The organism is Sphingomonas glacialis (assembly GCF_006439055.1).
GTDB classification, from domain to species: Bacteria; Pseudomonadota; Alphaproteobacteria; order Sphingomonadales; family Sphingomonadaceae; genus Sphingomonas; species Sphingomonas glacialis_A.
In genome coordinates this window covers 151,824-177,602 of record NZ_RCZC01000003.1, presented here as the reverse complement: position 1 = coordinate 177,602, position 25,779 = coordinate 151,824, and the positions used below count along the sequence as shown (strand labels likewise).

Sequence of the window (25,779 nt, the reverse complement as noted above, 5' to 3'; positions counted from 1 at the left end):
GGCTTTGGCCCCGTTGCCGACCGCTGGCAACGTGTCTCGAAATCTACGCCTTTCCCGGATCGGCTGCAAGCACCGCGATGCGTGCCCGCTTGTGGCGGCGTGGCGGATCGTGCGATGCACACAAGGGGCATAGGGTCAAAAAGCGAGCAACACGCGCCACCATGGCGAATATCGTCCAGTTCGAGAATGTGGGGCTGCGCTACGGCACCAGTCAGGAGACGTTGACCGATGTCAGCTTCACCCTGTCGAGCGGCGCGTTCTATTTTCTGACCGGCGCGTCTGGCGCGGGGAAGACCTCGCTGCTGCGGCTGCTCTATCTCGCGCAGCGCCCGACGCGCGGCAATATCCGGCTGTTCGGCGAGGATGCGGTGACGCTGCCGCGCGGGCGCTTGCCGGGGTTTCGGCGGCGGATCGGCGTGGTGTTCCAGGATTTCCGGCTCGTCCCGCATCTCTCGGCATTCGACAATATCGCGCTGCCGTTGCGCGTCTCGGGCGTGCCCGAAAGCGATGTGGATGCGCCGGTGCGCGAAATGCTCGCCTGGGTGGGGCTGAGCGACCGGATCGACGCCAAGCCGCCGACGCTGTCGGGCGGCGAACAGCAGCGCGTCGCGATCGCGCGCGCGGTGATCGGTCGGCCCGAAATCCTCGTCGCCGACGAGCCGACCGGCAACGTCGACCCCGATATGGCCGAGCGGTTGCTGCATCTGTTCGACTCGCTCAATCGGCTCGGCACGACCGTCGTCGTCGCGACGCACGATTTCCACCTGCTCGGCCGAATCCAGAACGCGCACATGATGCGGCTCGACAAGGGCCGTCTGCTCGATCCGACGGGCTCGCTGCGCTTCCCGCCGCCGCCCGCGAACGGCGAATGAGCGTCGCGTTGATCGCCTCGACCGCCGACCGGCGCCTGCTCGACGAAAGCCGCGGCACGCGGGTGATGACCTGGATCATGGCGATCATGCTGTTTCTGACGGTGCTGGCGGCGGCGCTGGGGCTGGGGACGCTCGGGGCAGCCGCCTTGCTCGACCGCCAGCTCGCCGGGCGGCTGACGGTGCAGATCGTCGAGCCGGTCGAGGCCAAGCGGCTCGATCAGGCCGCCCGCGCACTTGCCGCGCTCAAATCGACCCGCGAGGTGACGCGCGCGACCGAGGTCACTCCTGCCAAGCTCGCGACGCTGCTGCGGCCGTGGCTCGGCAGCGATGCGGCCGATCCCGATCTGCCGATCCCGGCGATGATCGACGTCGATCTGCGCGTGGTCGACGCCGCCGCGGTCGCGCGCGTGCGCGCAGCGGTGCGCCAGGTCGCGCCCTCGGCGCGGATCGACCGGCACGAAAGCTGGATGTCGCCGGTGCGCGATTTCATGGCGATGGTAAGCTGGCTCGCGGGCGGGCTCGTCCTGCTGATGGCGGCGGCGACCGCGGCGGTGGTGATCCTCGCGGCGCGTGCCGGGCTAGAGACGCATCGTGCGACGATCGAGGTGCTCCACATGCTGGGCTCGACCGACGTCCAGGTCGCGCGACTGTTCCAGCGTCGAATCGCGCTCGACACGCTGCTCGGCGGGTTGCTCGGCACCGCGCTCGCGCTGGTCACGGTCGGCGTGATCGGGTGGCAATTGCGCGCGCTCGGCTCCGACCTCCTTGCCGGCCTGGCGCTCAGCACGCGCGACTGGATCGTGCTTGGCTGCCTGCCGATCGCCTTTGCCGTCCTGGCTACCTTCGCCGCGCGCCAGGCGGTGCTCGGCACGCTCGGCAAATATCTATGATCCTGCGCATCCTCGCCGTGCTGGCTTTGCTCTACGGGATCGGCTTCGCGATCTTCCTCAAGACGATGCCCGCGCCGGTGGCCGGCCCAAAGACCGACGCGATCGTCGTGCTGACCGGTGGGGCGGGGCGGATCGACCGTGGGCTCGCCTTGCTCAAGGCGCATGCCGGGCAGCGGATGCTGATCAGCGGTGTCGCGCCCGAAGTGCGCCCGGGCGAGCTCGCGCACGAATATCGTGTCAGCCCATCGCTGTTCCGTTGCTGCATCGATCTCGGCCACGAAGCCGTCGACACGCGCTCGAACGCCGACGAGACCGCGGATTGGGTGCGCGATCACAAATACACATCGGTTCGGCTGGTGACGTCAGACTGGCACCTTGCCCGCGCCAAGCTCGAACTCGTCAGTGCGCTCGACGGCGATGCGAGTGTGATCGGCGACGGCGTGCCGAGCACCCCGCGCTACGCGCTGCTGGTCGGCGAATATAACAAATTGCTGGTACGGCGCGCGGCGTTGTTGATGAAGGCCGTCTTATGATCGCGCTGCGAAACCTCCTGTTCAAGCTGTTCTTCTACGGCGGCTCGGTGCCGATCGTCATGACCACGCCGATCTCGGCGCTGATCAGCTGGCGCGCGCTCGTCGCGCACACGCATTTCTGGACGCGCTGGCACGGTTGGACGACGCGCCATATCCTCGACATCCACCAGCGGATCGAGGGCGGCCGCTTCGGCGACATGGCGTTCGGCGGCGCGCCGGTGCTCTACGCCGCCAAGCACCAGTCGATGTACGAGACGCTCGAGCTCGGGCGGATGCTGCGCAATCCGGCGATCGTGATGAAGCAGGAACTGACCGACATTCCGGTGTGGGGCTGGGCCGCGAAGCGCTATGGCGTCATCGTCGTCGATCGCGAGGCATCGGCGGGCGCATTACGGCGGATGCTGCGCGATGCGCGCGCGGCGCTTTCGGCGAAACGCTCGATCCTGATCTTTCCCGAAGGCACGCGCGTGGAGCCGGGCGAGCAGCCCGAGCTGCGCGCAGGCTTTGCGGGGCTGTATCAGATGCTCAAGATCCCGGTTGTCCCGGTGGCGATCGACAGCGGGATGGTATGGCCGAAGCACGGGCCGAAGGTGCCGGGCACGGTGACCTTCCGCTTCGGCGATCCGATCCCGCCCGGGCTGCCGCGCGAAGAAGCCGAACGCCGCGTCCATGCCGCGATCAACGCGCTGGATGTGCCGCGCGACTGACAAAAATCCCCGTCATCCCCTCGAAAGCGGGGATCCCGCTGCCGCGCCCGCGCTGAGTAGAAGAAGCGGGACCCTCGCTTTCGCGAGGGTGACGGCGGTGGGTTTGGAACGATCCTACTCGTGTGTGCGCCCGAAATCGGGCGCCGGATCATCCTGCCCCTGTTCGATGATCCCGCGCCGCACCGCGCGCGTCTTGGTGAACAGGTCGAACAGCTCGTCGCCCTTGCCCCAACGGATCGCGCGCTGCAGCGCCGACAGATCCTCCGAGAAACGCTGCAGCATGTCGAGCACCGCCTCGCGATTGGCGAGGAACACGTCGCGCCACATCGTCGGGTCCGACGCCGCGATACGCGTGAAATCGCGAAAACCACCCGCCGAATATTTGATCACTTCGGACTGCGTGACCTCTTCCATATCCGACGCGGTGCCGACGATCGTATAGGCGATCAGGTGTGGCAGATGGCTGGTGATCGCGAGCACGCGGTCGTGATGGTCGGGCGCCATCGTCTCGATCTCGGCGCCCAGACGCCGCCAGAATTCGGCGACGCGTTCGACCGCGAGCGCATCGGTACCCTCGGGTGGCGTCAGGATGCACCAGCGCTTGTGGAACAGCGTGGCGAAGCCCGCCTCGGGCCCGCTGCGCTCGGTCCCCGCGACGGGATGCGCCGGCACGATCGTCGCGTTCGGCAGCGCGGATGCCAGCGCGCGCACGACTTCGGCCTTGCAGCTCCCGACATCGCTCACCACCGCTTCGGCGGGGAGCTCGGCGGCGAATTCGCGCGCGGCGGCTTCCATCGCGCCGACCGGCACGCACAGGATGACGAGGTCGGCGTCGATTACCGCCGCGCCGCTGCTGCTCGCGACATCGTCGAACATATCGAGCCGCTCGGCGATCTCGCGCACTTCCGGATCGGCGTCATAGCCGGTCAGCGCGACGCTCGGCATCGCGGCACGCGTGGCGCGCGCGATCGAGGATCCGATCAGGCCGATCCCGATGATGGTGACGCGGGCGAAGGGCAACATGGCGCGCCGCATGGCGGATCGCTGGCGTCATGGCAAGGTGCGCGCCTCTGGCGTTGTCGCGCGCGCCTGCTAGGAGATGCCGAGCGGGGAGACGGGAATGCGGGGTGGCGAGACGGTCTGGCATGCGCTCGAAGCGGCGCGGCAGGCCAATCTGAGCGAGGCGGGCATTGCCCCGCCGGTTGCAGGGGATACCGGCCAGACGCGCCGTGCGGTGTTGCTGGCGCTGGGCGCGAGCGGCGTCGCGGCGGCGCTACCCCGTCCTGCCTTTGCCGCGACGGGCGGCGGCCCGGTGGCGATCATCGGCGGCGGGATCGCCGGGCTGACGGCCTTGTGGCACCTGACGCAGGCCGGGATCGACGCGCAGCTGTACGAGGCACGCACGCGGCTTGGCGGCCGGATGTACACCGCGCGCGAACCCGGCAAGCCGACGGTCGAGGCGGGCGGGCAGCTCGTCAACACCGACCATGCCGACATGCACACGCTGACGCGTGAATTCGGGCTTGGCCTGCTCGACCGCAAGGGCGCGCCGCATCGCACGGTCATCCTGAGCGACGGCAAGGAAGTCCCCGAGGGCAAGCTCGCCGGCGCGTTGCGCGGTATCGCTGGGCAGATCGACGCTGATTCGGTGCGGCTCGACCAGAATTACGCCAAGGTAGCGCTCGAGCTCGATGCGATGAGCTTCACCTCCTATCTCGACAAGCACGCCGCGCTGATGCCCGACCCATGGGTGCGCCACCTGATGGAGGCGACCGCGCGGACCGAATATGGCGCCGAGCCGGGGCAGGCCTCGGCGATCGAGCTGATCTTCAACCTGCCGTCGATCTCGGGGCGGCGGATCGACGTGCTCAGCCGCAGCGACGAACGCTATCTGATCGAGGGCGGCAGCAGCGCGCTGATCGCGGCGATGGCGGCGCGGCTCACCGGGCGGATCACCACCAACCGCCGCGTGACGCGGGTCGATCCGTTCGGGCCGGGCGTGCGGATCGTTTTTTCGGATGGCAAGACGGTCGATGCCGCGAACGTCATCGTCACCACGCCCGCCTCGATCACGCGGAAGATCGATTTCCGCATCCCACTGCCGCCGCTGTGGAAGCGCTTCATCGCCGAGGTCGGGCTCGGCGTGAACATGAAGGTCCAGGCCGGGATGAGCGCGCGGCCATGGGACAAGGTGATGGGCCGCGGCGGTGAGATCTGGCAGACCAATCCGCGCGGCGGGGTCGCGAGCGGCTGGGACGGCAGCGTACGTGGGCGCGGCGCGAGCGGCGATGTGTGGACCTGGTTCCTCGGCGGCGCCGAGGTCGCGGCGGCCGATACGCCCGAACCCGCCGCGCTGGCCAAGCGCTTCGCCGCGCAAGCCGAAGCCGGGCTGCCCGGAATCACCGCAGCGACGAGCGCGTTTGCACGGCGCAGCACCTGGCACCGTGATCCGATGTCAATGGGCGCCTATGTCAATTTCCGCCCCGGCCAGCTAACGCGCTTCGGCCGGCTGATCTGGACCGAGGTCGACGGCATGGCCAAGGCGCCGGTCGCGTCGGGCCCGGTGCTGTTCGCGGGCGAGCATCTGTCGGATGCCTATCCCGGCTATATGAACGGCAGCGCACAGACCGGGCGGCTGGCGGCGCAGACGATCATCGCGGGGCGCGCGCATGCGCGCCGCTTGAGTTGAGCCCTGCGCGGGCCTAACCGCAGGGAATGAGCGAAGATCCGCGTTTCGGGCTAGCCCGCCATGTCAGTCTGCCGGGGCCGCTCAGGCTCGATGGCGGCGTGCTGCTGTCGCCGGTCGAGATCGCCTACGAAACCTATGGCACGCTCAACGCCGATGCCAGCAACGCGATCCTGCTGTGCCACGCGCTGACCGGCGACCAGCATGTCGCCTCGGCGCATCCGGTGACGGGCAAGCCCGGCTGGTGGGTGCGGATGGTCGGCCCAGGCAAGCCGATCGACCCGGAGCGGCACTTCATCGTCTGTGCCAATGTGCTCGGCAGCTGCATGGGCTCGTCTGGCCCCGCCACGATCAACCCGGCGACGGGCGCGCCGTGGGGGATGAGCTTTCCCGTCATCACGATCCGCGACATGGTGCGCGCGCAGGCGATGCTGCTCGATCATCTCGGGATCGAGACGCTGCAGGCCGTCGTCGGCGGGTCGATGGGTGGGATGCAGGCGGTGAGCTGGCCCGCGACCTTCCCCGAGCGTGTCCGCGCAGCGGTGGTGATCGCCTCGACCGCGCGCCATACCGCGCAGAACATCGCCTTCCACGAAGTCGGGCGCCAGGCGGTGATGGCCGATCCGAAATGGCGCGGTGGCGCCTATTACGAAGCCGGCGATCCGCCGGCCGCAGGGCTCGCGGTTGCGCGGATGGCGGCGCACATCACCTATCTGTCCGAGGCTGGCCTCACCGAGAAGTTCGGCCGCCGGCTGCAGGCGCGCCCCGATCGGCCCGATGGCGCAATCAGCTTCGGCTTCGACGCCGATTTCCAGATCGAGAGCTATCTGCGCCACCAGGGGATCAGCTTCGTCGATCGCTTCGACGCCAATTCGTATCTCTACATTACGCGGGCGATGGATTATTTCGATCTCGCGGGCGAGCATGGCGGGCAGCTCGCCAACGCCTTCCGCGCGACCAAGGCGCGCTTCTGCTTGGTCAGCTTCGACACCGACTGGCTCTATCCAACGGCTGAGTCGCGCGCGATCGTCCATGCGCTCAACGCAGCCGGCGCGCCGGTCAGCTTCGTCGAATTGTCGAGCCCGTACGGCCACGACGCCTTTCTGCTCGAAGCGCCCGAGATGAACCGTGTCGTCAACGGCTTCCTGAGGGCGGGCGAATGATCACGCTATCCGACGACAAGGCCCTGCTCGACGTGGCGCAGATCCACGCCTGGCTGGCGTCGAGCTATTGGTCGCCGGGGATCGCCCGCGACCTGGTCGAGCGCGCGATCGCCGGGTCGCATTGTCTCGGCGCGTACCGCGACGGCGTGCAGATCGGCTATGCCCGCGCCATCACCGATCGCGCGACCTTTGCCTGGATCGCCGATGTCTGGATCGACGCGGCGGCGCGCGGGCAAGGGCTCGGACGGCGGATGGTGCAATGGTTCGTCGATCATCCCGACTATCAGGGAATCCGCCGGATCGCGCTCGTCACGGCCGACGCGCACGGCGTCTACGAGGCGATCGGCTTCCACGCGCCGCTCCGGCCCGAACGCTATATGGAACGGCTCGACCCCGCGTTCGCCGCGGCGCTGCGCACATGACCGACCTCCGCCCCGATCTTGCGATCATCGCCGAGCATGTTGCGCCGGGCACGCGCATCCTCGACGTCGGCTGCGGCGACGGCGCGCTGATGGCCGCGCTGCGCGACACCAAGCGCGTCGATGCGCGCGGGCTCGAGCTCGATGCCGGCAATGTCGCCGCGGCGGTCTCGCGCGGGCTGTCGGTGATCCAGGGCGATGCCGACGTTGATCTCGCCGAATATCCGCAGGCGAGCTTCGACTATGCGATCCTCAGCCAGACGCTGCAGACCGCCAAGCGGCCCGATGTCGTGCTCGATCATCTGCTGCGCGTAGGCCGGCAGGCGTTCGTGTCGTTCCCGAACTTCGCGCATTGGCGCGTGCGCATGTCGCTGCTGCTGGGCGGGCGGATGCCGGTGACGCGGCTGCTGCCCGAGCGCTGGTACGACACGCCCAACATCCACCATGTCACGATCGACGATTTCCGCAGCTTCGTGGGCGAGCGCGGCATTGCGGTCGAGGGCGCGTGGTTCCTCTCGGGCGACAAGCGCACCGGGACCGCGGCGGCGAACATCTTTGCCGAACATGCCGTCTTCTTGTTGCGCAAACCGAACTGAGCGCGAGGAACCAAAGCGTTGGGCGCGGGGTTACTTGATTTCGTAACACAATAAGGTCCTCGCGTTCATGCCCGCCACCGCCCTCATCGTCGAAGACGAAATATTCGTCGCGCTCGACCTCGAGCGGATTCTTATGGACGCGGGCTATGCCGTTAAGGCGATTGCCGCCGACCGCCTGGGCGCGCTCGATGCCGCCGCGGACTGCAGCTTCGCGCTGGTCGACATCAACCTACGCGATGGGCCGACCGGCCCCGAACTCGCCCGGACGCTCGCGCGCGATTATGGCGTCAAGGTCGTGTTCGTCACCGCCAATCCAGGACAGATCGCCCATCCGAGCGGCGCGGTGGGCTATGTCCGCAAGCCGTTCCGCGCCGATGCGATCCTCGCCGCCGCCGCTGCGGCGACCGCGGGTTTGGAAGTCGTCGATCACACGGATTTCGTCCCGCTCGCCTGAGGCGCACAGTAGGTTCGCGACCGCCCGGCGGTGACGATCAGCCGCGGCTGAGCGAAGTCTCCGGGAGCGTGATCTCGACTTCGAGCCCAGCGCTGTCCCAGCGTTGCACGACGGTACCTGCCAGCTGGCGCACCGCGCTCAATTCGATCAGTTGCGAGCCGAATCCCGTCTTGGTCGGCTGGGCCACCGTCGGACCGCCGCGTTCGTGCCAGTCGATCACGATGCGATCCCCCACGCGACGGCTATGGACCCGCACCGTTCCCGCGTCATGGTACAAGGCACCGTATTTGGTCGCATTGGTCGCCAGCTCATGGAACAGCAAGGCGAGCGGCGTCGCCGAGCGATCGTCGATCGCGACATCGTCACCGCTGACGGTGATGCGCGGCGCGGTGCGCGACTGATAGGGTTCGAACAATTCGGCCAGCAGGCCCTGGAGACTGGTCTGGTCGGCGGCGGGGCGCGACGTCGCGCTATGCGGCCGGACGAAATCATGCGCGCGTCCCAGCGCGATGACACGGGCGCGCAAATCGTCGGCGACATCGGCAAATCCCGGATGCGAACGCGCCGAAAAGCCGATCAGCCCCGATATCACTGCGAAGATGTTCTTGATGCGATGGCTCAGTTCCTGCGCGACGACTTCGCGCTCCTCGCGCGCCAGCTTGCCCTCGTGAATGTCGGTGCACGTGCCGAACCAGCGGACGATCGCGCCGTTTTCGTCATAGATCGGCAGCGCCCGGCCGAGCGTCCAGCGATATTGCCCGTCATACCGGCGCAGGCGATATTCGATCTGATACGGCTCGCCGGTGTCGAGCGAATGCTGCCACACCGCCCAGGCGCGCTCCTGATCCTCGGGATGGAACATGCCGGCCCAGCCCTCGCCATCGGTCGATCCGGCGGGGACGCCGGTGAACTCGTACCAGCGCGCATTGTAATAATCGTGGAAGCCGTCGGGCAGGGTCGACCAGACCATCTGCGGCATCGTGTCGGCAAGCGTGCGGAAACGGCCCTCGCTATCGCCGATCGCGGCGCGCGAGGCGGCGCTCGAGCGGCTGTCGTCAAGCCGGCGCAAGACATCTTCGCTCAGCACCAGCAACCCCTGGCGTTGCAGCGCGGTCAGCCCTTCGCGCGGAACGGTGTCGATCACGCACAGCGAGCCGAGCGGGATGCCGTCGTCGCGTACCAACGGCACGCCGGCATAGAAGCGGATGCCGATCCCGTCGATGACGAGCGGATTGTCGGCAAAGCGCGGGTCCTGCGTCGCGTCGGGGATGACCATGATGTCGTCCTCGAGCATCGCGTGCGCGCAGAACGACGACTCGCGCGGCGTCTCCGACACGTCGAGCCCGGTGCGCGACAGGAAGGTCTGCCGCTCCGTCTCGACGATGCTGACCAGACCGATCGGCACGTCGCACAGCGCCGCCGCGAAATCGGTGATGCGGCGCAAGGCGGCATCGTCGCGCAGCGACTCGATATCATGTTCGGCGATCGCCGCGACACGCGCTCGTTCATCGATCCGCCAGCCAGGCGCCATCGATGCGGACGGTTCGGAAGAATGGGTCATGTCCGACATCAACGCGACAGATCGCTCGCGGTTCAGAACGGCACGTCGTCGTCCAGATCGTCGGCAAAGCCGCCGCGCTGGCCACCGCCACCCGCCGGGGCGCCGCCGCCGCGTGCCGCGCCGCCGCCACCACCGCGCTGGCCGCTGCCATAGCCGCCACCGCCACCGCCACCGCCACCGCCAAAATCGTCATTGCCGCCGAAATCGTCGCGCTGGCCGCCACCACCGCCACCACCGCCGCCACCCGAACCGGGCGCGCCGTCGAGCATCGTCAGCACACCGTTGAAGCCCTGCAGCACGATCTCGGTCGAATATTTGTCGTTACCGCTGGCATCCTGCCATTTGCGCGTCTTGAGCGCGCCCTCGATATAAACCTTCGAGCCCTTGCGCAGATAGCGCTCGGCGACGCCGCCCAGCGCTTCGTTGAAGATCGCGACCGAATGCCATTCGGTCTGTTCCTTGCGCTCTCCGGTGTTCTTGTCCTTCCACGTCTCCGACGTGGCGATGCGCAGGTTTACGACCTTGCCGCCGTTCTGGAACGACTTGCTCTCGGGATCACGCCCGAGATTGCCGACGATGATCACCTTGTTGACGCTGCCGCCCGCCATATCCGTAAGTCCCGCTGCTATGGGCCCGCTAGAGCCCGAATCCGATTGCGGCCCAATAAGCCGCTCCTGCAGCGATGTAGGCGAGCGCGAACAAATAGCCAACCATGAAGGCTGGCCACTTCCATCCATTGGTCTCGCGCCGCGTCACCGCGATCGTCGAAATGCATTGCGGCGCGAACACGAACCACATCAAAAAGGCGAGTGCGGTCGGTAGGCTCCAGCGCGTGTGGAGCGTCTGCGCCATCTTGGTTTCGCTCTGCTCGCCCGCGGTGTCGATCGCATAGACGGTGCCGAGCGCGGCGACGGCCACTTCGCGCGCCGCCATCGCCGGGATCAGCGCGAGCACGATGTCGCGGTTGAAGCCGATCGGGCGGAAGGCGGGCTCGATCGTATTGGCGATCCGCCCGGCGACCGAATAATTGACGGGCGAGACCGGGCTGCCCTCGGGCGGCTTGGGAAAGCTCAGCAGCGCCCACAACACGATCGTGGTGAAGGCGATCGTCGTGCCGGCGCGCTTGAGGAAGATTTCCGCGCGGCTCCACAGCCCGATCGCGAGATCGCGCACTCGCGGAAGCTGATATTTCGGCATCTCCATCATGAAGCCCGACGACGCGCCCTTGGTCACCGTCCGGCGCAGCACGAAGGCGACGACGAACGCGCCGACCACGCCCATGATGTAGAGCCCGAGCATCACCAGCCCCTGCAGCCCCACGAACGGCAGCACCTTGGTATTGGGGATCAGCGCGCCGATCACCAGCGTATAGACCGGCAACCGCGCCGAGCAGGTCATCAGCGGCGCGACGAGGATCGTGGTCAGCCGGTCCTTCTCGTCGTCGATCGTGCGCGTCGACATGATGCCCGGCACCGCGCAGGCGAAGCTCGACAGCAAGGGGATGAACGCGCGGCCCGACAGTCCGACGCTCGCCATCACGCGGTCCATCAGGAACGCCGCGCGGACCATATAGCCGCTCGCCTCGAGCACGAGGATGAACAAGAACATGATCAGGATCTGCGGCAGGAACTTCACCACCGCGCCGACACCGGCGATGATCCCGTCGGTGATCAGCGAGCGCAGCACCGAATCGGGCATCACATCCTTGACCAGCCCCGACACCGCATCGAACACCGACGCGATCGCCTCGGCCGGCGCGGCGCCGGCGAAGAACACCGCCTGGAACATCACGAACAGGATGACGAAGAGCAGCAACACGCCCAACACCGGGTGCAGCGCGACCGAATCGAGCGCGTTGCCCCAGCGCCGCGCCGGCGCTTCCTCGACCGTCGCCGCCTGCGCGATCTTCCGCGCGCGGCGTTGCAGCGTGACGATGTCCTCGCCGATCGCGTGATTGCTCGGGCGCAGCCGGATCGCAGCATCCGCATCGACGATCCCGCCGAGGAGGATCTTCAACTCGTCGAGCCCGCGCCGCCGGACGGCCACGGTCGGCACGACGGGCACGCCGAGCTCGGCCGAGAGCTTCAAGGGATCGAGCGTCAGCCCGTCGCGCTCGGCGAGATCGAACATGTTGAGCGCGACCACCACCGGCAGCCCGAGCGCGATCAACTGCAGCGCAAAGCGCAGATGGTTGTCGAGATTCGACGCATCGACCACCACGACCAGCGCGTCGGGCAAGCGTTCGCCGGTCTGCGTGCCCGTCACCACGTCGCGCGTCACGCGCTCGTCGGGGCTCGAGGGTTCGAGGCTGTAGGCGCCGGGCAGATCGACGAGATCGACGATCCGGCCATCGGGCAGCGTCAGCTTACCCGAATGGCGTTCGACCGTGACGCCGGGATAATTGCCGACCTTCTGCCGGGCGCCGGTCAGCGCGTTGAACAGCGCGCTCTTGCCGGCATTGGGATTGCCGACCAGCGCCACCAGCGGCGCAGCGGTCATGTTACTGCGTGACGGGCGAGACGAGGATCGCGCCGGCGACCGCACGGCGAAGCGCGACGGTCATGCGGCCGATGCGACACGCGATCGGCCCCTTGCCGAGGCTCGCGCGGTGGAGGACTTCGACGCCGACGCCTTCGTCGAAACCCAGTTCGCGCAGGCGGCGCGCCTCGGGCGTCGACAAGTGCGACCAGTCGATCGCCGCGACCGTCGCCTGGCGGCGTTGCGGCAGCGATTCGAGGCTGAGCGACTCAGGAGTGGAAAGCTTCATGCTGCGCAAGATATCCATCTGCGAGCGATTATCAATAACAACGCCACAACGCCAGCTTTAATTGCGACGCACTCGCAACCAGCGCGATCAAACCGCAGGGTATCGCAGTCGTCCGATAAACCGCGACAGGCTGGGGCGTAGCTCCGACTTGGTGACGAGCTTGGCCTTTGCGGTCTCGAAGCGCAGGATGCCGTCGATCCGGCGGGCGAGGAAGGTGCGCGTGTCGGCATAGCCGTCGCTCTGGTCGTCGACGAAGACGGTGACGGTCGCGGCATAGACACCAGCCAGGATCGCCCGCTTGGTGTAGTGATTATAGTCAGTCGCGGTATCGCCAGCCGCGCGCCACATCACATCGGCCGCGTGCCAACCGAGCTTGACCCCACGCACCGCGTTCTGCGGCAGCGCGAGAATGGCGAGCGCGCGGCGCAGCGCTTCGCGGTCGGGCGCGGTCTCGGCGAGACGCGCTTCGACCAGCGCGGTGATCTTCTCGCGCACCTTCATCGCGCCGAGCCGTTCGGGCGAAACGCGCGCCAGCATGTCGGCATCGATATGCGCGAACCACGCCGCGATCATGTCGACCGCGCCGCCGGGAAAGGCGAGTCGCGCGACGTCGCGATCGACCCCGGCGCCATCGGCCGCCATGTCGCGTGCCGCATCGCCCCAGCCGTCAAAGCCCGCATTGCTGGCGATGGCGGGCGCCAATGCGGCGCGGATTTCGTCGAGCGTCGCGTCGTCGAGCGAAGCTGCAGGGGCGATCGAGTCTGTCATGCCTGCTATCTAGGCGCGCGGACGCCGACTGACCAGTACGAGCGCGATCGCGACGAGCACCGCGCCGATCAGATCGGCCATGCCCAGCCGCTCGCCATAGACGACCCAGCCGATCGTCCCCGCGACCACCGGCTGGGTGAGCAGACCGAGCCCGACGGTCAGCGGCGGCAAGCGGCCGAGCGCATAGATCAGCATCCCCTGGCCGATCACCTGGCTGACCAGCGCCAGCCCGATCAGCGGGGACCAGTGTGTCGGCAGGATCTTTTCACCCAGCGCCAGCGCGAAGAGCAGCAGCGGCAGCACGCTGGCGAGCGTCGACAAAGCCAGCGCGGGTAGCGGCGCCATCGTCGCACGCACGCGCGCCATCAGGATGAAATAGCCGGTATAGAGAATGCCCGCGGTCAGGCACAGCAGATCGCCCACGAGATGGCGCGGGTCGAGCTGGTACGATTGCCCCATCAGCAGTCCCGCGCCGATCGTGGCAAGGCCGAGCGCGATGCCCTGCAGCCGCGTCGGCCAGGCGCGCGCGACGAGGAAGCCGTAGAGCGGGAACATCAGCGTCGCCGAATTGCTGAACAGCGTCGCATTGGCGAGCGTCGTGCGCAGGATCCCGAGATGCCAGCTGCCGAGATCGGCGGCGAAGCACAGCCCGCCGAGGGCGATGATTCCCCACAGGCCGCGCGGGACGCTCCGCGGTCGCCATCCCGTCGCTAGCGCGGCCGCGGCAAGGACCGGCGCGGCGAGCGTGATCCGCCAGAAGGCCGAGGCGATCGGTCCGGTATCGGCGAGTCGCACGAACCACGGCCCGAACGCCAGCGCGCCATTGGCCACGATCAACGCGAGCAGCGGCAGAAGCGTCGTTTCGGCGGCGACAGTTTTTCTTTTCGGCGGGCTTGCGTGCATGCCGCCCCCTAGCTTCCTATCTGAGGCGCGTCTCAGCAAAAGGACTCCGCATGCCAAGTCTGTTCGATCCCATCCAGCTCGGCGCGATCGCAGCGCCCAATCGCATCCTGATGGCGCCGCTGACACGCGGCCGCGCGACCCGCGAAGCCGTGCCGACCGCGATGATGACCGAATATTACACGCAGCGCGCGAGCGCCGGTCTGATCATCTCGGAAGCGACCGGGATCAGCCGCGAAGGGCTCGGCTGGCCGTTCGCGCCGGGCCTGTGGACCGACGAACAGGTCGAAGCGTGGAAGCCCGTCACCGACTCGGTCCATGCCGCGGGCGGCCGGATCATCGTCCAGATGTGGCATATGGGCCGCCAGGTGCATTCCTCGGTGATCGGCGGCCAGCCCGTCTCGTCGTCGGCCACGGCCACGGCCGGCCAGGCGCACACCTTCGAAGGCAAGCAGGACTTCGAGACCGCGCGTCCGCTCGCGCTCGACGAGATCCCGCGCCTGCTCGCCGATTATGAGCTCGCGACCAAGAATGCGCTTCGCGCCGGGTTCGACGGCGTGCAGATCCACGGCGCCAATGGCTATCTCGTCGACCAGTTCTTGCGCGACAATGCCAATTTTCGCGATGACGTCTATGGCGGCTCGATCGAGAATCGCATCCGCCTGATGCGTGAGATTACCGAGCGTGTCGCGGGCGTCGCGGGTGCCGACCGCACCTCGATCCGCCTGTCGCCCAATGGCGATTCGCAGGGCGTCGATGACAGCAACCCCAAGGCGCTGTTCGTCGCCGCGGCCAAGGCGCTCGACGAGATCGGCATCGCCTTCCTCGAACTGCGCGAGCCTGGGCCGAACGGCACCTTCGGCCGTACCGACGTGCCCAAGCTGTCGCCCGAAATCCGCGAGGTCTTCTCCAACCCGCTGGTGGTCAATTCGGACTATCGCAGCGCCGAGGAGGCGCAGGCAGCGATCGATTCGGGGGTCGCCGATGCGGTCGCGTTCGGCCGGACCTTCATCAGCAATCCCGATCTGCCCGAGCGGCTGCGCACCGGTGCAGCGCTTGCCGTCGATAACCCCAGAACGTGGTACAGCCAGGGCCCCGAGGGCTATATCGACTATCCAGCGCTCGAAACCGCTGAAGCCTGAGCTCGCCAGCGCCGCCTCGATCGATTTCGGGGCGGCGCCACCGGCTATAGGTGTGGGATAGCCCTAGAGCCGCCTCGCAATGACGCCGGCGCCCCAGCCGAACAGCACCGACAGCGCGACCGCGGCGAGCCCGTAGAGCACCGATTGCCGCTCGGCCGAACGCGCGACGAAGCGTTCGAAGCCGGATTTGCGGATTTCGATGTCGCGCGTCGCCGCCGCCAGGACGCGGCCGTCGCGGATCAGGAAGGTCTCGGCGGTGAAGCGCCCGACCGGCACGCGCGCCGGGATCGCGACGCGCGCGCGGTACAGCACGCCATCGGTGATCTCGACCGCACCCGGCGCCTCGACATACAGGCCGGTACGCGTCTTGAGATCGACCAGCCCGCGCGCGAAGCGGTCCTGTTCCTGAAGCGGTGCGCTCGACGCGGGCGAGAGCTGCAGGCTCGACAGCCCCAGCTCGTAGATCGCCCGCGTCCGCGCATCGAGCATCCGCGCGATCGGTTTGGACGAGGCGATCGCGTAGAAACTCGGCGCCGAACGGTAGCGCAGCCGACTGGCATTGACCCAGATCAGCCCGCCCAGTTTCTGCTTCTCGCGCACCAGGATCGACTGGACCGGCCCCTTGACCACGACGACGATGTCGGTCGGCTTGTCGTCATCGGGCAGCCGCCCGCCGGGATAGAGGATCGCGCCGAACAGCAAAAGGTTCGCGCCGGTGAAGCTGTATTGGATCTCGATATCGCGCTGCGACACGTCGGGGACGAGCACGGGCTTCGTCGCCGGCCGCGGCGCGGATTGCGCCATTAGCAGCGGCGCGGCGAGCACCGCGAGCCAGCCGCGTTTCATGACAGTTCGACCGAATAGATCGCGTCCGGCCGCCACCCGAGCCCGAGCGCGATCCGCCCCGCGACGAGCAACACGATCACCGCGAGCGCGAGCCGCAGATATTCGGGCTTCACGCGCGCTGCAAACCGCGCACCGATCTGCGCGCCGGCGACCGAGCCGAGCAGCAGCAAAGCGGCGAGCACGATATCGACCGCCTTGGTCGTCGTCGCATGCACCATCGTCGCCATCGCGGTGACGAACAGCGTCTGGAACAGCGAGGTGCCGACCACCACCTGCGTCGTCATGCCGAGCAGATAGAGCATCGCCGGCACGAGGATGAAGCCGCCGCCGACGCCGAGCAGGATCGTCAATATGCCGACCCCGAAGCCGAGCAGCAGCGGGGCGAACGGCGAGATATAGAGCCCCGAGCGATAGAAGCGCGTGCGCATCGGCAGCGACGCGACGAGCGGATGGTGACGGCGCTTGCGCGGCTTGGGCGCCTCGCCGCTGCGCATCCGCCGGATCGCGCCCCACGCTTCGGTCGCCATCATGCTGCCGATCGAGCCGAGGAGCAGGACGTAGACGATCGCGATCACCGTATCGATCTGCCCGCTCGCCTGGAGCAAGCGGAAGATCCAGCCGCCGAACACCGCGCCGACCAGCCCGCCCGCGACGAGGAAACCGCCCATCTTGAAATCGACGCCCTTGCGCCGGACATGCGCGAACACGCCCGAGACGCTCGCGCCGGTCACCTGGCTCGCGGCCGAGGCGGCGGCGACCGTCGGCGGGATGCCATAGACGATCAGCAACGGCGTCGTGAGGAACCCCCCGCCGACGCCGAACATTCCCGACAACAGCCCGACGCCGCCGCCGAGCAGCACGATCACCAGCGCGTTGACCGAAAGATTGGCGATGGGCAGGTAGATGTCCATTGCCCATGAGCGTTAGCCGCTCGGGCGGCGTGCGCAAAGCACGGCGTGTCAGAAATCGGTCCCGAGCGTCAGTGCAGGGCCTGATTCGGGATGGGCAGCGCCGACGATCCGCTCGCGCCAATCGAGCGCGAGCCGTACCCGCTGTTTGCCGAGCGGCAGCGCGACACCGAGCGACGGGCCGATGTCGAGCCGGGTCGCGCCGCGTTGCGCGCCGCCCCACACCCCAGCGCCGAGATCGAAGCGCATCTCGCCGAGCGTCGCGACCGGGTGCGTGACGCGCAGCGCGCCATCGACATAGGGTTCGGTCGCCGCGCGGCGGATCATCCCGGCTTGCGCATAGGCTTCGAGCCGGACGTCGTGCGCAATCGCGACCGGCCCGATCCCGCCGATCGCCCCGATCCCGGGCCCGCCATGCCCCCCGCTCAGCGCGAAACGCTGTTCGGCGACGAGCCGTAGTGGAAGTTTGGTCGGCTGCCATTCGACCCCGAGCGAGGCCTCGCGCAGACCGCTGGCGAGCGGTGACGTCATGCGTCCGACCAGCGCAACGCGCCGCTCGACGTCGAGCGCATAAACCAGCCGCACACCGGCCTGCGATCCGCCAAGCTGTCCGCCAAGCGCTCCCGGCGCGAGTCCTGCACCGCCGCGCACGACCATCCAGGCACTGCCCGACCACCGTGACGGGGTGTGCGATCGCGGGGACGCCGCCAGCGAGGGGCGGGGCAGGCCTGGAAGAAGCGAGGGGGCCGACGTGAGGGGCAGCTGATCGGCGGCCGTTGTAGGGGGTGGGCGCACGTCGTAGCTGCGCATCGGAGCTGCGAGTTCGCGACGGTGCGGGGCGGCCTGAGGGGTCGCTATCGTGACGCGCCTAGCTGGGGCCCGGGGCGCGGGCACGAGGGGTATGGGCGGCGTGCGACGGCGCGACCCGGTCTGCGCGGCGTGTACGCGGGGAACCGGCAATGACCCTTTCGACGACATCTCGATTGCCATATCGGGCTGCGGCCAGACCATCGCGACGCGTGCCGCAACCCAGCCGACGGTCACGACTCCCAAAAAGCGTAAGGGTCGCCCCCGCCCCGAGATCGTTATCGGGTCTGGCACGAATCAGCGGGCTCGGTCGCGCCGGGAAAGACATGGCTGGTCTTGTCCCAGCGCAGGGCTGCGCCGCGCAGCGATCGGATATAGGCGCTCATCGCCCCCCGCGCCGCGAGCAAGGCGACGTAGTTGCTGACGAGCGCGCGGGGCAGCGACCAGAGCGCCTCGCGCCAGCCATACGCCGCCCCGGTTGCGGCCGCGCGCCAGACCAGCCGCCATGTCAGCAGCCCTCCGTTCAGCTCCAGCAACCGTCGCATCGCCGCAGACGGGGGTGCTGCCACGGTTCCGGTGAGCGCATGGGCCAGCAACGCAGCACCCCAGGTGAGCAGCGCCGCATAGGCGCAAAACAGCACCAGCACCGCAAGCGGCGCGCGCCGGTCGCGCATCCGCATCCAATGGTCGCGCCAATCGAGCGCGTGCCCCCATCGGATCCGATCCCAGCCGGCAAGCGCGATCCCGGTCATCCAGCGCGCCTTCTGCCGCACCGCGGTCGGCACGGTCGCGGGGAAATAGGCACGGACCGCAACGAGTTCGCCACGAGCGCGCGTCCGCACGCGCGCCAGCACGCCGCGTCCGCCGAGCGTGGCGACGAGCAAGCCGAGTTCGTAATCCTCGACGATCGATCCGGCGTCGAACGGCGAACCCCCGCGTGCGGCGGCGATCCGCCCGAGCATATCGCGCTCGATCGCGCAGCCGACCCCGGCGAGGGGCAGGCCGACCCCGAGCGCCTGCCGCACGACCAGTTGCCGGCCATGCGCGTCAGCAAATTCGTCGGCATAATGGCCCGACACGAGCGGCGCATAGCGATCGACCAGCGGCAGGACCGGGAGCTGGACGACGGCATAGCGCCCGATCAGCGCATCGAAGACGCGCAGTTCCCCCGGATGGACCAGATCCTCGGCGTCGTGCAGCACGACCGCGGCGACCGTGACGCCGTCGCGCGCCTCGTCGCGCTCGAGCGCGCGCCACACCGCGTTTAGGCAATCGGCCTTGGTGGTCGGACCCGCGCGATCGTTGATCACCAGGCGCACGCGATCGTCGCCCGCAGCGACCGCCGCCACCGCGTCGATCGTCGCGCGATCGTTGGGATAGGTGCCGACATAAAGGCGATAATCGGCATGGTCGAAGCGCGCGAGTGCGCTCCCGAGCATCGCGCCGATCACCGCGGATTCATCCCACGCCGCGACGAATACCGCGATCCGCCGCGCCGGGGTTTGCGGATAGGCATCGAGCGTATGCGCCATAAGGGGGCGCCCGCGCCGCACCGTCACCCAGATCCACGTCAGATCGATCGCGAGATCGTCGCATCCGCCGACGAGAAAGCCGATTACCGCGAATACCATGGTTTCGCGCGCGACCGCGTCCAGCGCAGCCATGACCCATCCCGCCCCCACGACCGGTCTCCTTTGACGACCCAGCCATAATGGCTCCCCCGCGAGTCGTTCTTTGTGATTTTCCAACAGGTTCGACGATTATGCAAGCCTCTGCAGGCGCGCGTGTTCGTCGCTATACGGACACCATTGGTCACCCTATAAGGGCGATCTGGGCGGCGCGGGGGAGAGTTCGATGAAACTGGGTTTCCGGCTCGCATTGCTTGCGCTGGTTTGCGCGCCGCTCGCCGCGTTCGGCGATTCGAGCCCCCAGGTGATCCTTGCCACCCCCGGTATAGGCGACGGCGCGATCGAGCGCTTCACCGCGCGCTTCAACCAGCCGATGGTGCCCTTGGGCGATCCGCGTGCGACCTCGCCGTTCGACGTGACCTGCGCGGTCGGTGGACAAGGTCGCTGGGTCGATCCGCAGACCTTCGTCTATGATTTCGCCAGCGGACTGCCCGGTGGCACGACCTGCAAGTTCGCGCTGCGCAAGGGGCTCAAGAGCGTCTCGGGCTATGCCGCGACCGGCCAGAGCGAATTCACCGTCGATGCCGGCGGCCCGGTCGCGCGTGCGATCCTGCCCGGCAGCGATTCGGACGAGATCGAGGAGGATCAGACCTTCCTCGTTGCGGCGAACCTGCCCGCTACTCCGGCTTCGGTCGCCGCCAACGCCTATTGCGCGGTCAAGGGGATCGGCGAGAAGATCCCGGTCGACGTGTTGCCCGCCGATCTGCCGGGCAAGCTGCTCGGCGAGATGGGCACCGAGAATTGGAACGTCCGTAGCTTCCTCGAAAGCGGTGGCTTGCCCGCCGTTATCCCGGCTCCGGCGGATCGCGCGAAGGCCTATGCTGGCGTCACCGCGCTGAAGTGCCGCCGCCCGCTCCCGCCTGGCGCCGACGTCGCTTTGGTGTGGGGCGCGGGCATCGCCAGCGCCGGCGGCAAGACCGCCGGGACCGACCAGCGATTCGATTTCACCGTGCGCAAACCCTTCACCGCACGTTTCGAATGTTCGCGCGTCAACGCCGCCGCGGGCTGCAACCCGGTCGAGAAGGCGTGGGTGCGCTTCTCGGCGCCGGTGCCGAGCGAGCTCGCCAAGCAAGTCCGCATCGAGACCGCCGACGGCAAATTGCTGACGCCGACCCTGTTCGATTCGAGCTCGGATTCCGAGCGCGGCGATGCCAAGACCAAGGCGACGATCTCCTCGGTCGGCTTCAAGAGCCCGCTGCCGCAGGCGCAGACCGGCAAGGTCGTGCTCCCGGCGGGCGTCAAGGACGAGAGCGGCCGCCCGCTGTCGAACGCCGAGCGTTTCCCGCTCGCCGTGCGCTTCGATGCCGCCCCGCCGCTGGTCAAATTCGCCGCATCGTTCGGCATCCTCGAATCGAAGCAGGGCGGCGTGCTGCCCGTAACCGTCCGCAACGTCGAGCCCGCGCTCCAGGGCACCAACGTCACGATCGGCGGGCAGGCGCTGCGCGTCGATGGCTCGGACGGCAAGATCGCGCAGTGGCTGCGCACCGTCGGCCATGCCGACGACGAGACCGAGCATGAGGAAACGCGCGGCAAGGAAAAGGTCCGGATCAACGACACCGGGGCCAAGTCGATCCTCGGCGGCGAAGGTGCGCCGATGAAGATCGGCCTGCCCGGCAAGGGCAAGGATTTCGAGGTCGTCGGCCTGCCGCTCGGCGGCGGCAAGCCCGGTTTCTATGTCGTCGAACTGGCGAGCCCGGTGCTCGGCCAGGCGCTGCTCGGGCGGAAAGCTCCGCGCTATGTCGCGACTGCTGCGCTCGTCACCAATATGAGCGTCCACTTCAAATGGGGCCGCGCCGCCAGCCTTGCCTGGGTCACCGCGCTCGACACCGGCAAGCCCGTCGCCAATGCCGAGGTGCATGTCACCGACAGCTGCACCGGCAAACTGCTCGCGCGCGGCATCACCGACAAGAATGGCGGGCTCAACGTACCGCCGGGGCTGCCCGAGCCCGAAGCTTACGGCGGCTCGTGCAACGGCGGGTCGAGCCCGCTGATGGTCTCGGCGCGCGCGGGCGACGATTTCAGCTTCACGCTGACCGATTGGGGCCAGGGCATCCGCCCGTATGATTTCGACCTGCCCTATGGCTATTCGGCCCGCGGCGAGTTCCTCCACACCGTGTTCGACCGCGCGCTCGTCCGCCAGGGCGAGACGGTGCATATGAAGCATATCCTGCGCACGTCGGTGGCGAACGGCTTCGGCTTTGCGCCGGGCGTGACAGGGACGCTGCGGCTCCAGCATCGCGGATCCGACACGCAGTTCGACCTGCCGCTGACGATCGACGCCAATGGCATCGGCGAGAATGAATGGACCGCCCCCGCGGGCGCGCCGATGGGCGATTACGACCTGTCGTTGATCGCGGACAACCGCACGATCGAGACCGGCCAGTCGTTCAAGGTCGACGAGTACAAGCTGCCGACGATGCGCGCGACCGTCACCGGTCCGAAGGACGCCGCGATCCGCCCGATCAGCCTCGCGCTCGACCTGTTCGTCGGCTACCTCTCGGGCGGCGGCGCATCGAACCTGCCGGTCGACATGCGCGTCGGCTATTTCGCGCATGAGGGCACGCCCGACGGCTACGAAAGCTACAGCTTCGGCGGCAAGGCGATCGTCGAGGGCACCAAGCCGCTCAACGGCGACGGCGAGGAGGAGCAGGCGACGCTCCCGCCGACGCAGACGCTCCCCTCGACGCTCGGCGGCGGCGGGACCGGCAAGCAGACGATATCGATCCCGCAGACGCTCGACGGCGTCACCGACATGCTCGTCGAGATGGACTATCAGGACGCCAATGGCGAAGTGCTGACCGCCTCGAAGCGCATCCCGATCTTCCCGAGCGCGGTGCAATTGGGCGTCAAGACCGACGGCTGGCTGATGAAGCAGGACGACCTGCGGCTGCGCTTCGTCGCGCTCGACACCGCGGGCAAGCCGCTCGCCAACCAGGCGATCTCGGTCGCGCTCTACAGCCGCCAGATCCTCACCGCGCGGCGCCGGCTGATCGGCGGCTTCTATGCCTATGACAACCGCATGAAGACCGAGAAGCTCAGCCAGACCTGCAGCGCGACGACCGACGCACAGGGGCTGGCGACGTGCAAGCTCGATCCCGGCATCTCGGGTGAAGTCTATGCGGTCGCGACGACCAAGGACGCCGCCGGCAACGAAGCGCGCGCGACGCAGAGCGTGTGGCTCGCCGGCAAGGACGATTGGTGGTTCGGCGGCGACAATGGCGACCGCATGGACGTCGTCCCCGAAAAGCTCGCCTACAAAGCGGGCGAGACCGCGCGCTTCCAGGTGCGCATGCCGTTCCGCCAGGCGACCGCGCTCGTCACGGTCGAGCGCGAGGGCGTGCTTGCGAGCTACGTCACCGAACTCAACGGGGCGGACCCGGTGGTCGAAGTGAAGATGCCGGGCTCCTATGCGCCCGACGTGTTCGTCTCGGTGATGGTCGTGCGCGGCCGTACCGAGAGCGGGATCTGGAGCTGGCTCCACGGCCTAGCGCGCTCGGTAGGACTCGCGAGCGATCCGCCCGAGGAGCAGGAGCCGACCGCTCTGGTCGATCTCGCCAAGCCGAGCTACCGCATCGGCATCGCCAAGGTGAAGGTCGGCTGGGAAGCGCATCAGCTAAAGGTCGCGGTCAAGGCCGATAAAGCGCGCTACGCCGCGCGCGACGTGGCGCAGGTCGACGTCCAGGTGAACGGCCCCGACGGCAAGCCGGTCCGCACCGCCGACGTCGCCTTCGCGGCGGTCGACGAAGCGCTGCTCCAGCTCGCGCCCAACGACAGCTGGGACGTCCTCACCGCGGTGATGGGCGAGCGTCCGCTCGCCGTGCTCACCTCGACCGCGCAAACGCAGGTCGTGGGAAAACGCCATTACGGCAAGAAGGCGGTCGAGGCCGGCGGCGGTGGCGGCGGCGATTCGTCGGGGCTCAATCGCGAGAATTTCCAGCCGGTGATCCTGTGGAAGGGCCGCGTGACGCTCGACGAGAATGGGCACGCGCGGATTCCGGTGACGCTGTCCGACGCGCTCTCCTCGTTCAAGCTGGTGGCGATCGCCACGGACGGGTCGCAGCTCTACGGCACCGGCATGGCGAGCGTGCGCACCGCGCAGGATCTCTCGATCTTCGCTGGCATCGCGCCGGTGGTGCGGACCGGCGATTTCTACGCATCTAGCTTCACGCTGCGCAACGGCTCGGACAAGCCGATGACGGTGACGGCGAGCGTCGATCTCATGCCCGCCATCGCGCAGGGCAAGCCGCTGACGGTGACGATCCCGGCGGGCGGCGCGATGCCGGTCGCGTGGAATTTGACCGCGCCCGCCAATCTCGACTCGTTGCGCTGGCACGTCAGCGCGCGCTCGGCAGACGGCAAGGCGGTCGATCAGATCACCGTCAATCAGGCGGTGACGCCGCTTTACCCGCTCGAAGTGTGGGCGGGGACGCTCGCGCGCGTCGGCGGCGACACGACGATCCCGATCCAGCCGCCGATGGGGGCGATCGCGGGCCGCGGGACGGTCGATATCCGGCTCGACGACACGCTCGCACCGCCGCTCGCCGGGGTGCGCGATTTCATGGCGCGCTATCCGTATAATTGCTTCGAACAGCAGCTGTCGCGTGCGGTCGCGCTAGGCGATGCGGCGCTGTGGCAAAGGCTCGCGGGCGATATCCCGGCGTATCAGGCCGACGATGGCCTGCTGCGCTACTGGCCGTCGGGCAGCCTGACGGGCTCCGAGGCGCTCACCGCCTATGTGCTTGCGATGACGTCGGAAGCAGGCCTGCCGATCCCCGAGGGCCCGCGCGCGAAGATGATCGAGGGGCTGAAGGCCGTGCTCGACGGGCGCTTGCGCCACGAAGAGTATGGCGATGTCCGGCTCCAGCGCGTCTACGCCTTCAACGCGCTCGCCCGCGCCGGGGCAGCGACGCCGGCGATGCTCGGGCAGTTGAGCATGACGCCTAAGGAAATGCCGACCGCCTTGCTCGCCGATTATCTCGTCGCGCTCGACCATCTGGCGGGGCTCGCCAACGCCAATGCACTGAAGGCCGCGGGCGAGGCGCAGTTGCGTACGCGGCTCGTCTATGAGGGCACGCGACTCGATCTGTCGGACAGCAGCAACCAGCCATGGTGGCTGATGTCGTCGGGCGACGAAGCTTCGATCAAGACCGTGATCGCGACGCTCGGTCGGCCCGGCTGGCAGGACGAGGCGGCCAAGATGATGGTCGGTGTCGCGCTGCGCCAGTCGCATGGCCGCTGGGACACCACCACAGCCAACGCCTGGGGCACGATCGCGGCGCGCAAGTTCGCGGCGCTCTATCCGGCAAGCGCGATCGTCGGGAATACGACGCTGGGCCTGGGCGGGCAGACGATCAGCAAGGCTTGGCCGCTCGCCGCCACCGCGCGGACGGCGACCTTCCAGCTGCCGGCGACGCTCACCCCGCTCAAATTGTCGCAATCGAGCTTCGGCGCGGGGCCGTGGGCGAACGTCTCGATCTCGGCGGCGGTGCCGCTGACCAAGCCGCTGTTCGCGGGCTATGAGATGCAGCGCAATGTCGAGGTGGTGCAGGCGCGCACCAAGGGCGTGCTGACGCGCGGCGACGTCGTCAAGGTGACGATCACCGTCAAGGCGAGCGCCGAGCGCAACTGGGTTGTGATCAACGATCCGATCCCGGCGGGCGCGACGATCATCGGCGATCTCGGCGGGCAGTCGCAAATGCTTGCCGGTCAGGCGCAGGCCGGGCCGGGGAGCAAGTTCCAGGCGCGCGATGCCGATGGCAAGCTGTGGGACGTGCAGGTGGGCGTCGTCCCCGCCTATGTCGAGAAGCGCAACGATGCGTGGCGGGCCTATTACGGCTGGGTGCCGCGCGGGGCGTTCAGCGCGTCGTACATGCTGCGGCTGAACGGTGCCGGGCGCTTCAACCTTCCGCCATCGCGCGTCGAAGCGATGTATTCGCCCGCGATCCGCGCGCAGCTGCCGCTCGCGCCGGTGACGGTGGTGCAGCGCTAAGCAGGTGGAACGGCTGAGGAAGTCTCTGCTCGAGCTGGCCTCCCGTATACGCGGGAGGCCAGGCGACTGGGCGCGGCGCTTCG

General features: G+C 68.2%; 22 protein-coding genes. 11 read left to right on the top strand and 11 right to left on the bottom strand.

All coding sequences use genetic code 11. From position 1 onward, the window contains the following. Positions 1-161 precede the first annotated feature (161 nt). The 4 genes from ftsE to EAH76_RS12575 are packed head-to-tail and all read left to right on the top strand — an operon-like array spanning position 162 to position 3,002. Positions 162-872 (top strand): cell division ATP-binding protein FtsE, encoded by a 711-nt coding sequence (gene ftsE, locus EAH76_RS12590; RefSeq protein WP_140850626.1) that lies wholly within the window; start codon positions 162-164, stop codon positions 870-872. Beyond that, entirely contained in the window at positions 869-1,762 is an 894-nt protein-coding gene (locus EAH76_RS12585; RefSeq protein WP_140850625.1) for a cell division protein FtsX, read from the top strand. The genes ftsE and EAH76_RS12585 overlap by 4 nt, the downstream gene beginning before the upstream one ends. Further along, complete coding sequence (locus tag EAH76_RS12580; RefSeq protein ID WP_140850624.1) at positions 1,759-2,295, top strand: YdcF family protein; 537 nt, start codon at positions 1,759-1,761, stop codon at positions 2,293-2,295. Before EAH76_RS12585 ends, EAH76_RS12580 begins: the two co-directional genes overlap by 4 nt. Beyond that, complete coding sequence (locus tag EAH76_RS12575; protein WP_140850623.1) at positions 2,292-3,002, top strand: lysophospholipid acyltransferase family protein; 711 nt, start codon at positions 2,292-2,294, stop codon at positions 3,000-3,002. The genes EAH76_RS12580 and EAH76_RS12575 overlap by 4 nt, the downstream gene beginning before the upstream one ends. 114 nt (positions 3,003-3,116) lie before the next feature. Here EAH76_RS12575 and EAH76_RS12570 read toward each other — a convergent pair whose 3' ends face one another. Further along, the gene (locus EAH76_RS12570; RefSeq protein ID WP_140850622.1) at positions 3,117-4,025 is read right to left on the bottom strand and encodes a prephenate/arogenate dehydrogenase family protein; all 909 of its coding nucleotides are present in this window, start codon (positions 4,023-4,025) and stop codon (positions 3,117-3,119) included. Between the two features lie 97 nt (positions 4,026-4,122). Here EAH76_RS12570 and EAH76_RS12565 point away from each other — a divergent pair, with 97 nt between their 5' ends. From EAH76_RS12565 to EAH76_RS12545, 5 genes are all read left to right on the top strand, one after another. After that, on the top strand, positions 4,123-5,691 hold the full coding sequence (locus EAH76_RS12565) for a flavin monoamine oxidase family protein (RefSeq protein WP_140850621.1): 1,569 nt from the start codon (positions 4,123-4,125) through the stop codon (positions 5,689-5,691). A 26-nt stretch (positions 5,692-5,717) separates the two neighbouring features. Continuing rightward, positions 5,718-6,851, top strand: a complete 1,134-nt coding sequence (gene metX / locus EAH76_RS12560) for a homoserine O-acetyltransferase MetX (RefSeq protein WP_140850620.1) — start codon at positions 5,718-5,720, stop codon at positions 6,849-6,851. Continuing rightward, the gene (locus tag EAH76_RS12555; protein WP_140850619.1) at positions 6,848-7,273 is read left to right on the top strand and encodes a GNAT family N-acetyltransferase; all 426 of its coding nucleotides are present in this window, start codon (positions 6,848-6,850) and stop codon (positions 7,271-7,273) included. Before metX ends, EAH76_RS12555 begins: the two co-directional genes overlap by 4 nt. Further along, entirely contained in the window at positions 7,270-7,866 is a 597-nt protein-coding gene (gene metW / locus EAH76_RS12550; RefSeq protein WP_140850618.1) for a methionine biosynthesis protein MetW, read from the top strand. The genes EAH76_RS12555 and metW overlap by 4 nt, the downstream gene beginning before the upstream one ends. Positions 7,867-7,933: 67 nt before the next feature. Then, positions 7,934-8,320 carry a response regulator gene (locus EAH76_RS12545; protein ID WP_140850617.1) on the top strand — a complete coding sequence of 129 codons (387 nt, stop codon included), beginning with the start codon at positions 7,934-7,936 and terminating at the stop codon, positions 8,318-8,320. 37 nt (positions 8,321-8,357) lie between these two features. On the opposite strand, the gene EAH76_RS12540 is transcribed toward EAH76_RS12545, so the two are convergent. The 6 genes from EAH76_RS12540 to EAH76_RS12515 form a co-directional block, all read right to left on the bottom strand. Continuing rightward, a complete protein-coding gene (locus EAH76_RS12540; protein ID WP_241659680.1) occupies positions 8,358-9,881 on the bottom strand; it encodes a PAS domain-containing protein in 1,524 nt (507 codons plus the stop codon). A gap of 32 nt (positions 9,882-9,913) precedes the next feature. Next, positions 9,914-10,489, bottom strand: coding sequence for a single-stranded DNA-binding protein (ssb, locus tag EAH76_RS12535; RefSeq protein ID WP_140850616.1), 576 nt, complete (start codon positions 10,487-10,489; stop codon positions 9,914-9,916). Between the two features lie 28 nt (positions 10,490-10,517). After that, positions 10,518-12,380 (bottom strand): ferrous iron transporter B, encoded by a 1,863-nt coding sequence (gene feoB, locus EAH76_RS12530; protein ID WP_140850615.1) that lies wholly within the window; start codon positions 12,378-12,380, stop codon positions 10,518-10,520. 1 nt (position 12,381) lies between these two features. After that, complete coding sequence (locus EAH76_RS12525) at positions 12,382-12,648, bottom strand: FeoA family protein (RefSeq protein WP_140850614.1); 267 nt, start codon at positions 12,646-12,648, stop codon at positions 12,382-12,384. Between the two features lie 87 nt (positions 12,649-12,735). Then, complete coding sequence (locus EAH76_RS12520; RefSeq protein ID WP_140850613.1) at positions 12,736-13,416, bottom strand: COQ9 family protein; 681 nt, start codon at positions 13,414-13,416, stop codon at positions 12,736-12,738. Between the two features lie 9 nt (positions 13,417-13,425). Further along, positions 13,426-14,319 (bottom strand): DMT family transporter, encoded by an 894-nt coding sequence (locus tag EAH76_RS12515; RefSeq protein WP_140850612.1) that lies wholly within the window; start codon positions 14,317-14,319, stop codon positions 13,426-13,428. A gap of 50 nt (positions 14,320-14,369) precedes the next feature. Between EAH76_RS12515 and EAH76_RS12510 the strand changes: the two genes are divergently transcribed. Next, a complete protein-coding gene (locus EAH76_RS12510) occupies positions 14,370-15,458 on the top strand; it encodes an alkene reductase (protein WP_140850611.1) in 1,089 nt (362 codons plus the stop codon). 63 nt (positions 15,459-15,521) lie between these two features. Here EAH76_RS12510 and EAH76_RS12505 read toward each other — a convergent pair whose 3' ends face one another. The 4 genes from EAH76_RS12505 to EAH76_RS12490 all read right to left on the bottom strand — a co-directional run bounded on the left by EAH76_RS12505 (position 15,522) and on the right by EAH76_RS12490 (position 19,683). Further along, entirely contained in the window at positions 15,522-16,304 is a 783-nt protein-coding gene (locus EAH76_RS12505) for a TIGR02186 family protein (protein WP_140850610.1), read from the bottom strand. Beyond that, a complete protein-coding gene (locus EAH76_RS12500; protein ID WP_140850609.1) occupies positions 16,301-17,215 on the bottom strand; it encodes a sulfite exporter TauE/SafE family protein in 915 nt (304 codons plus the stop codon). The genes EAH76_RS12505 and EAH76_RS12500 overlap by 4 nt, the downstream gene beginning before the upstream one ends. Before the next feature lie 48 nt (positions 17,216-17,263). Next, positions 17,264-17,869, bottom strand: coding sequence for a hypothetical protein (locus EAH76_RS12495; protein ID WP_140850608.1), 606 nt, complete (start codon positions 17,867-17,869; stop codon positions 17,264-17,266). Between the two features lie 428 nt (positions 17,870-18,297). Continuing rightward, positions 18,298-19,683 (bottom strand): glycosyl transferase family protein, encoded by a 1,386-nt coding sequence (locus EAH76_RS12490; RefSeq protein ID WP_140850607.1) that lies wholly within the window; start codon positions 19,681-19,683, stop codon positions 18,298-18,300. 190 nt (positions 19,684-19,873) lie between these two features. On the opposite strand from EAH76_RS12490, the gene EAH76_RS12485 reads away from it, so the two are divergent. Then, entirely contained in the window at positions 19,874-25,696 is a 5,823-nt protein-coding gene (locus tag EAH76_RS12485; protein WP_140850606.1) for an alpha-2-macroglobulin family protein, read from the top strand. Positions 25,697-25,779: the final 83 nt, after the last annotated feature.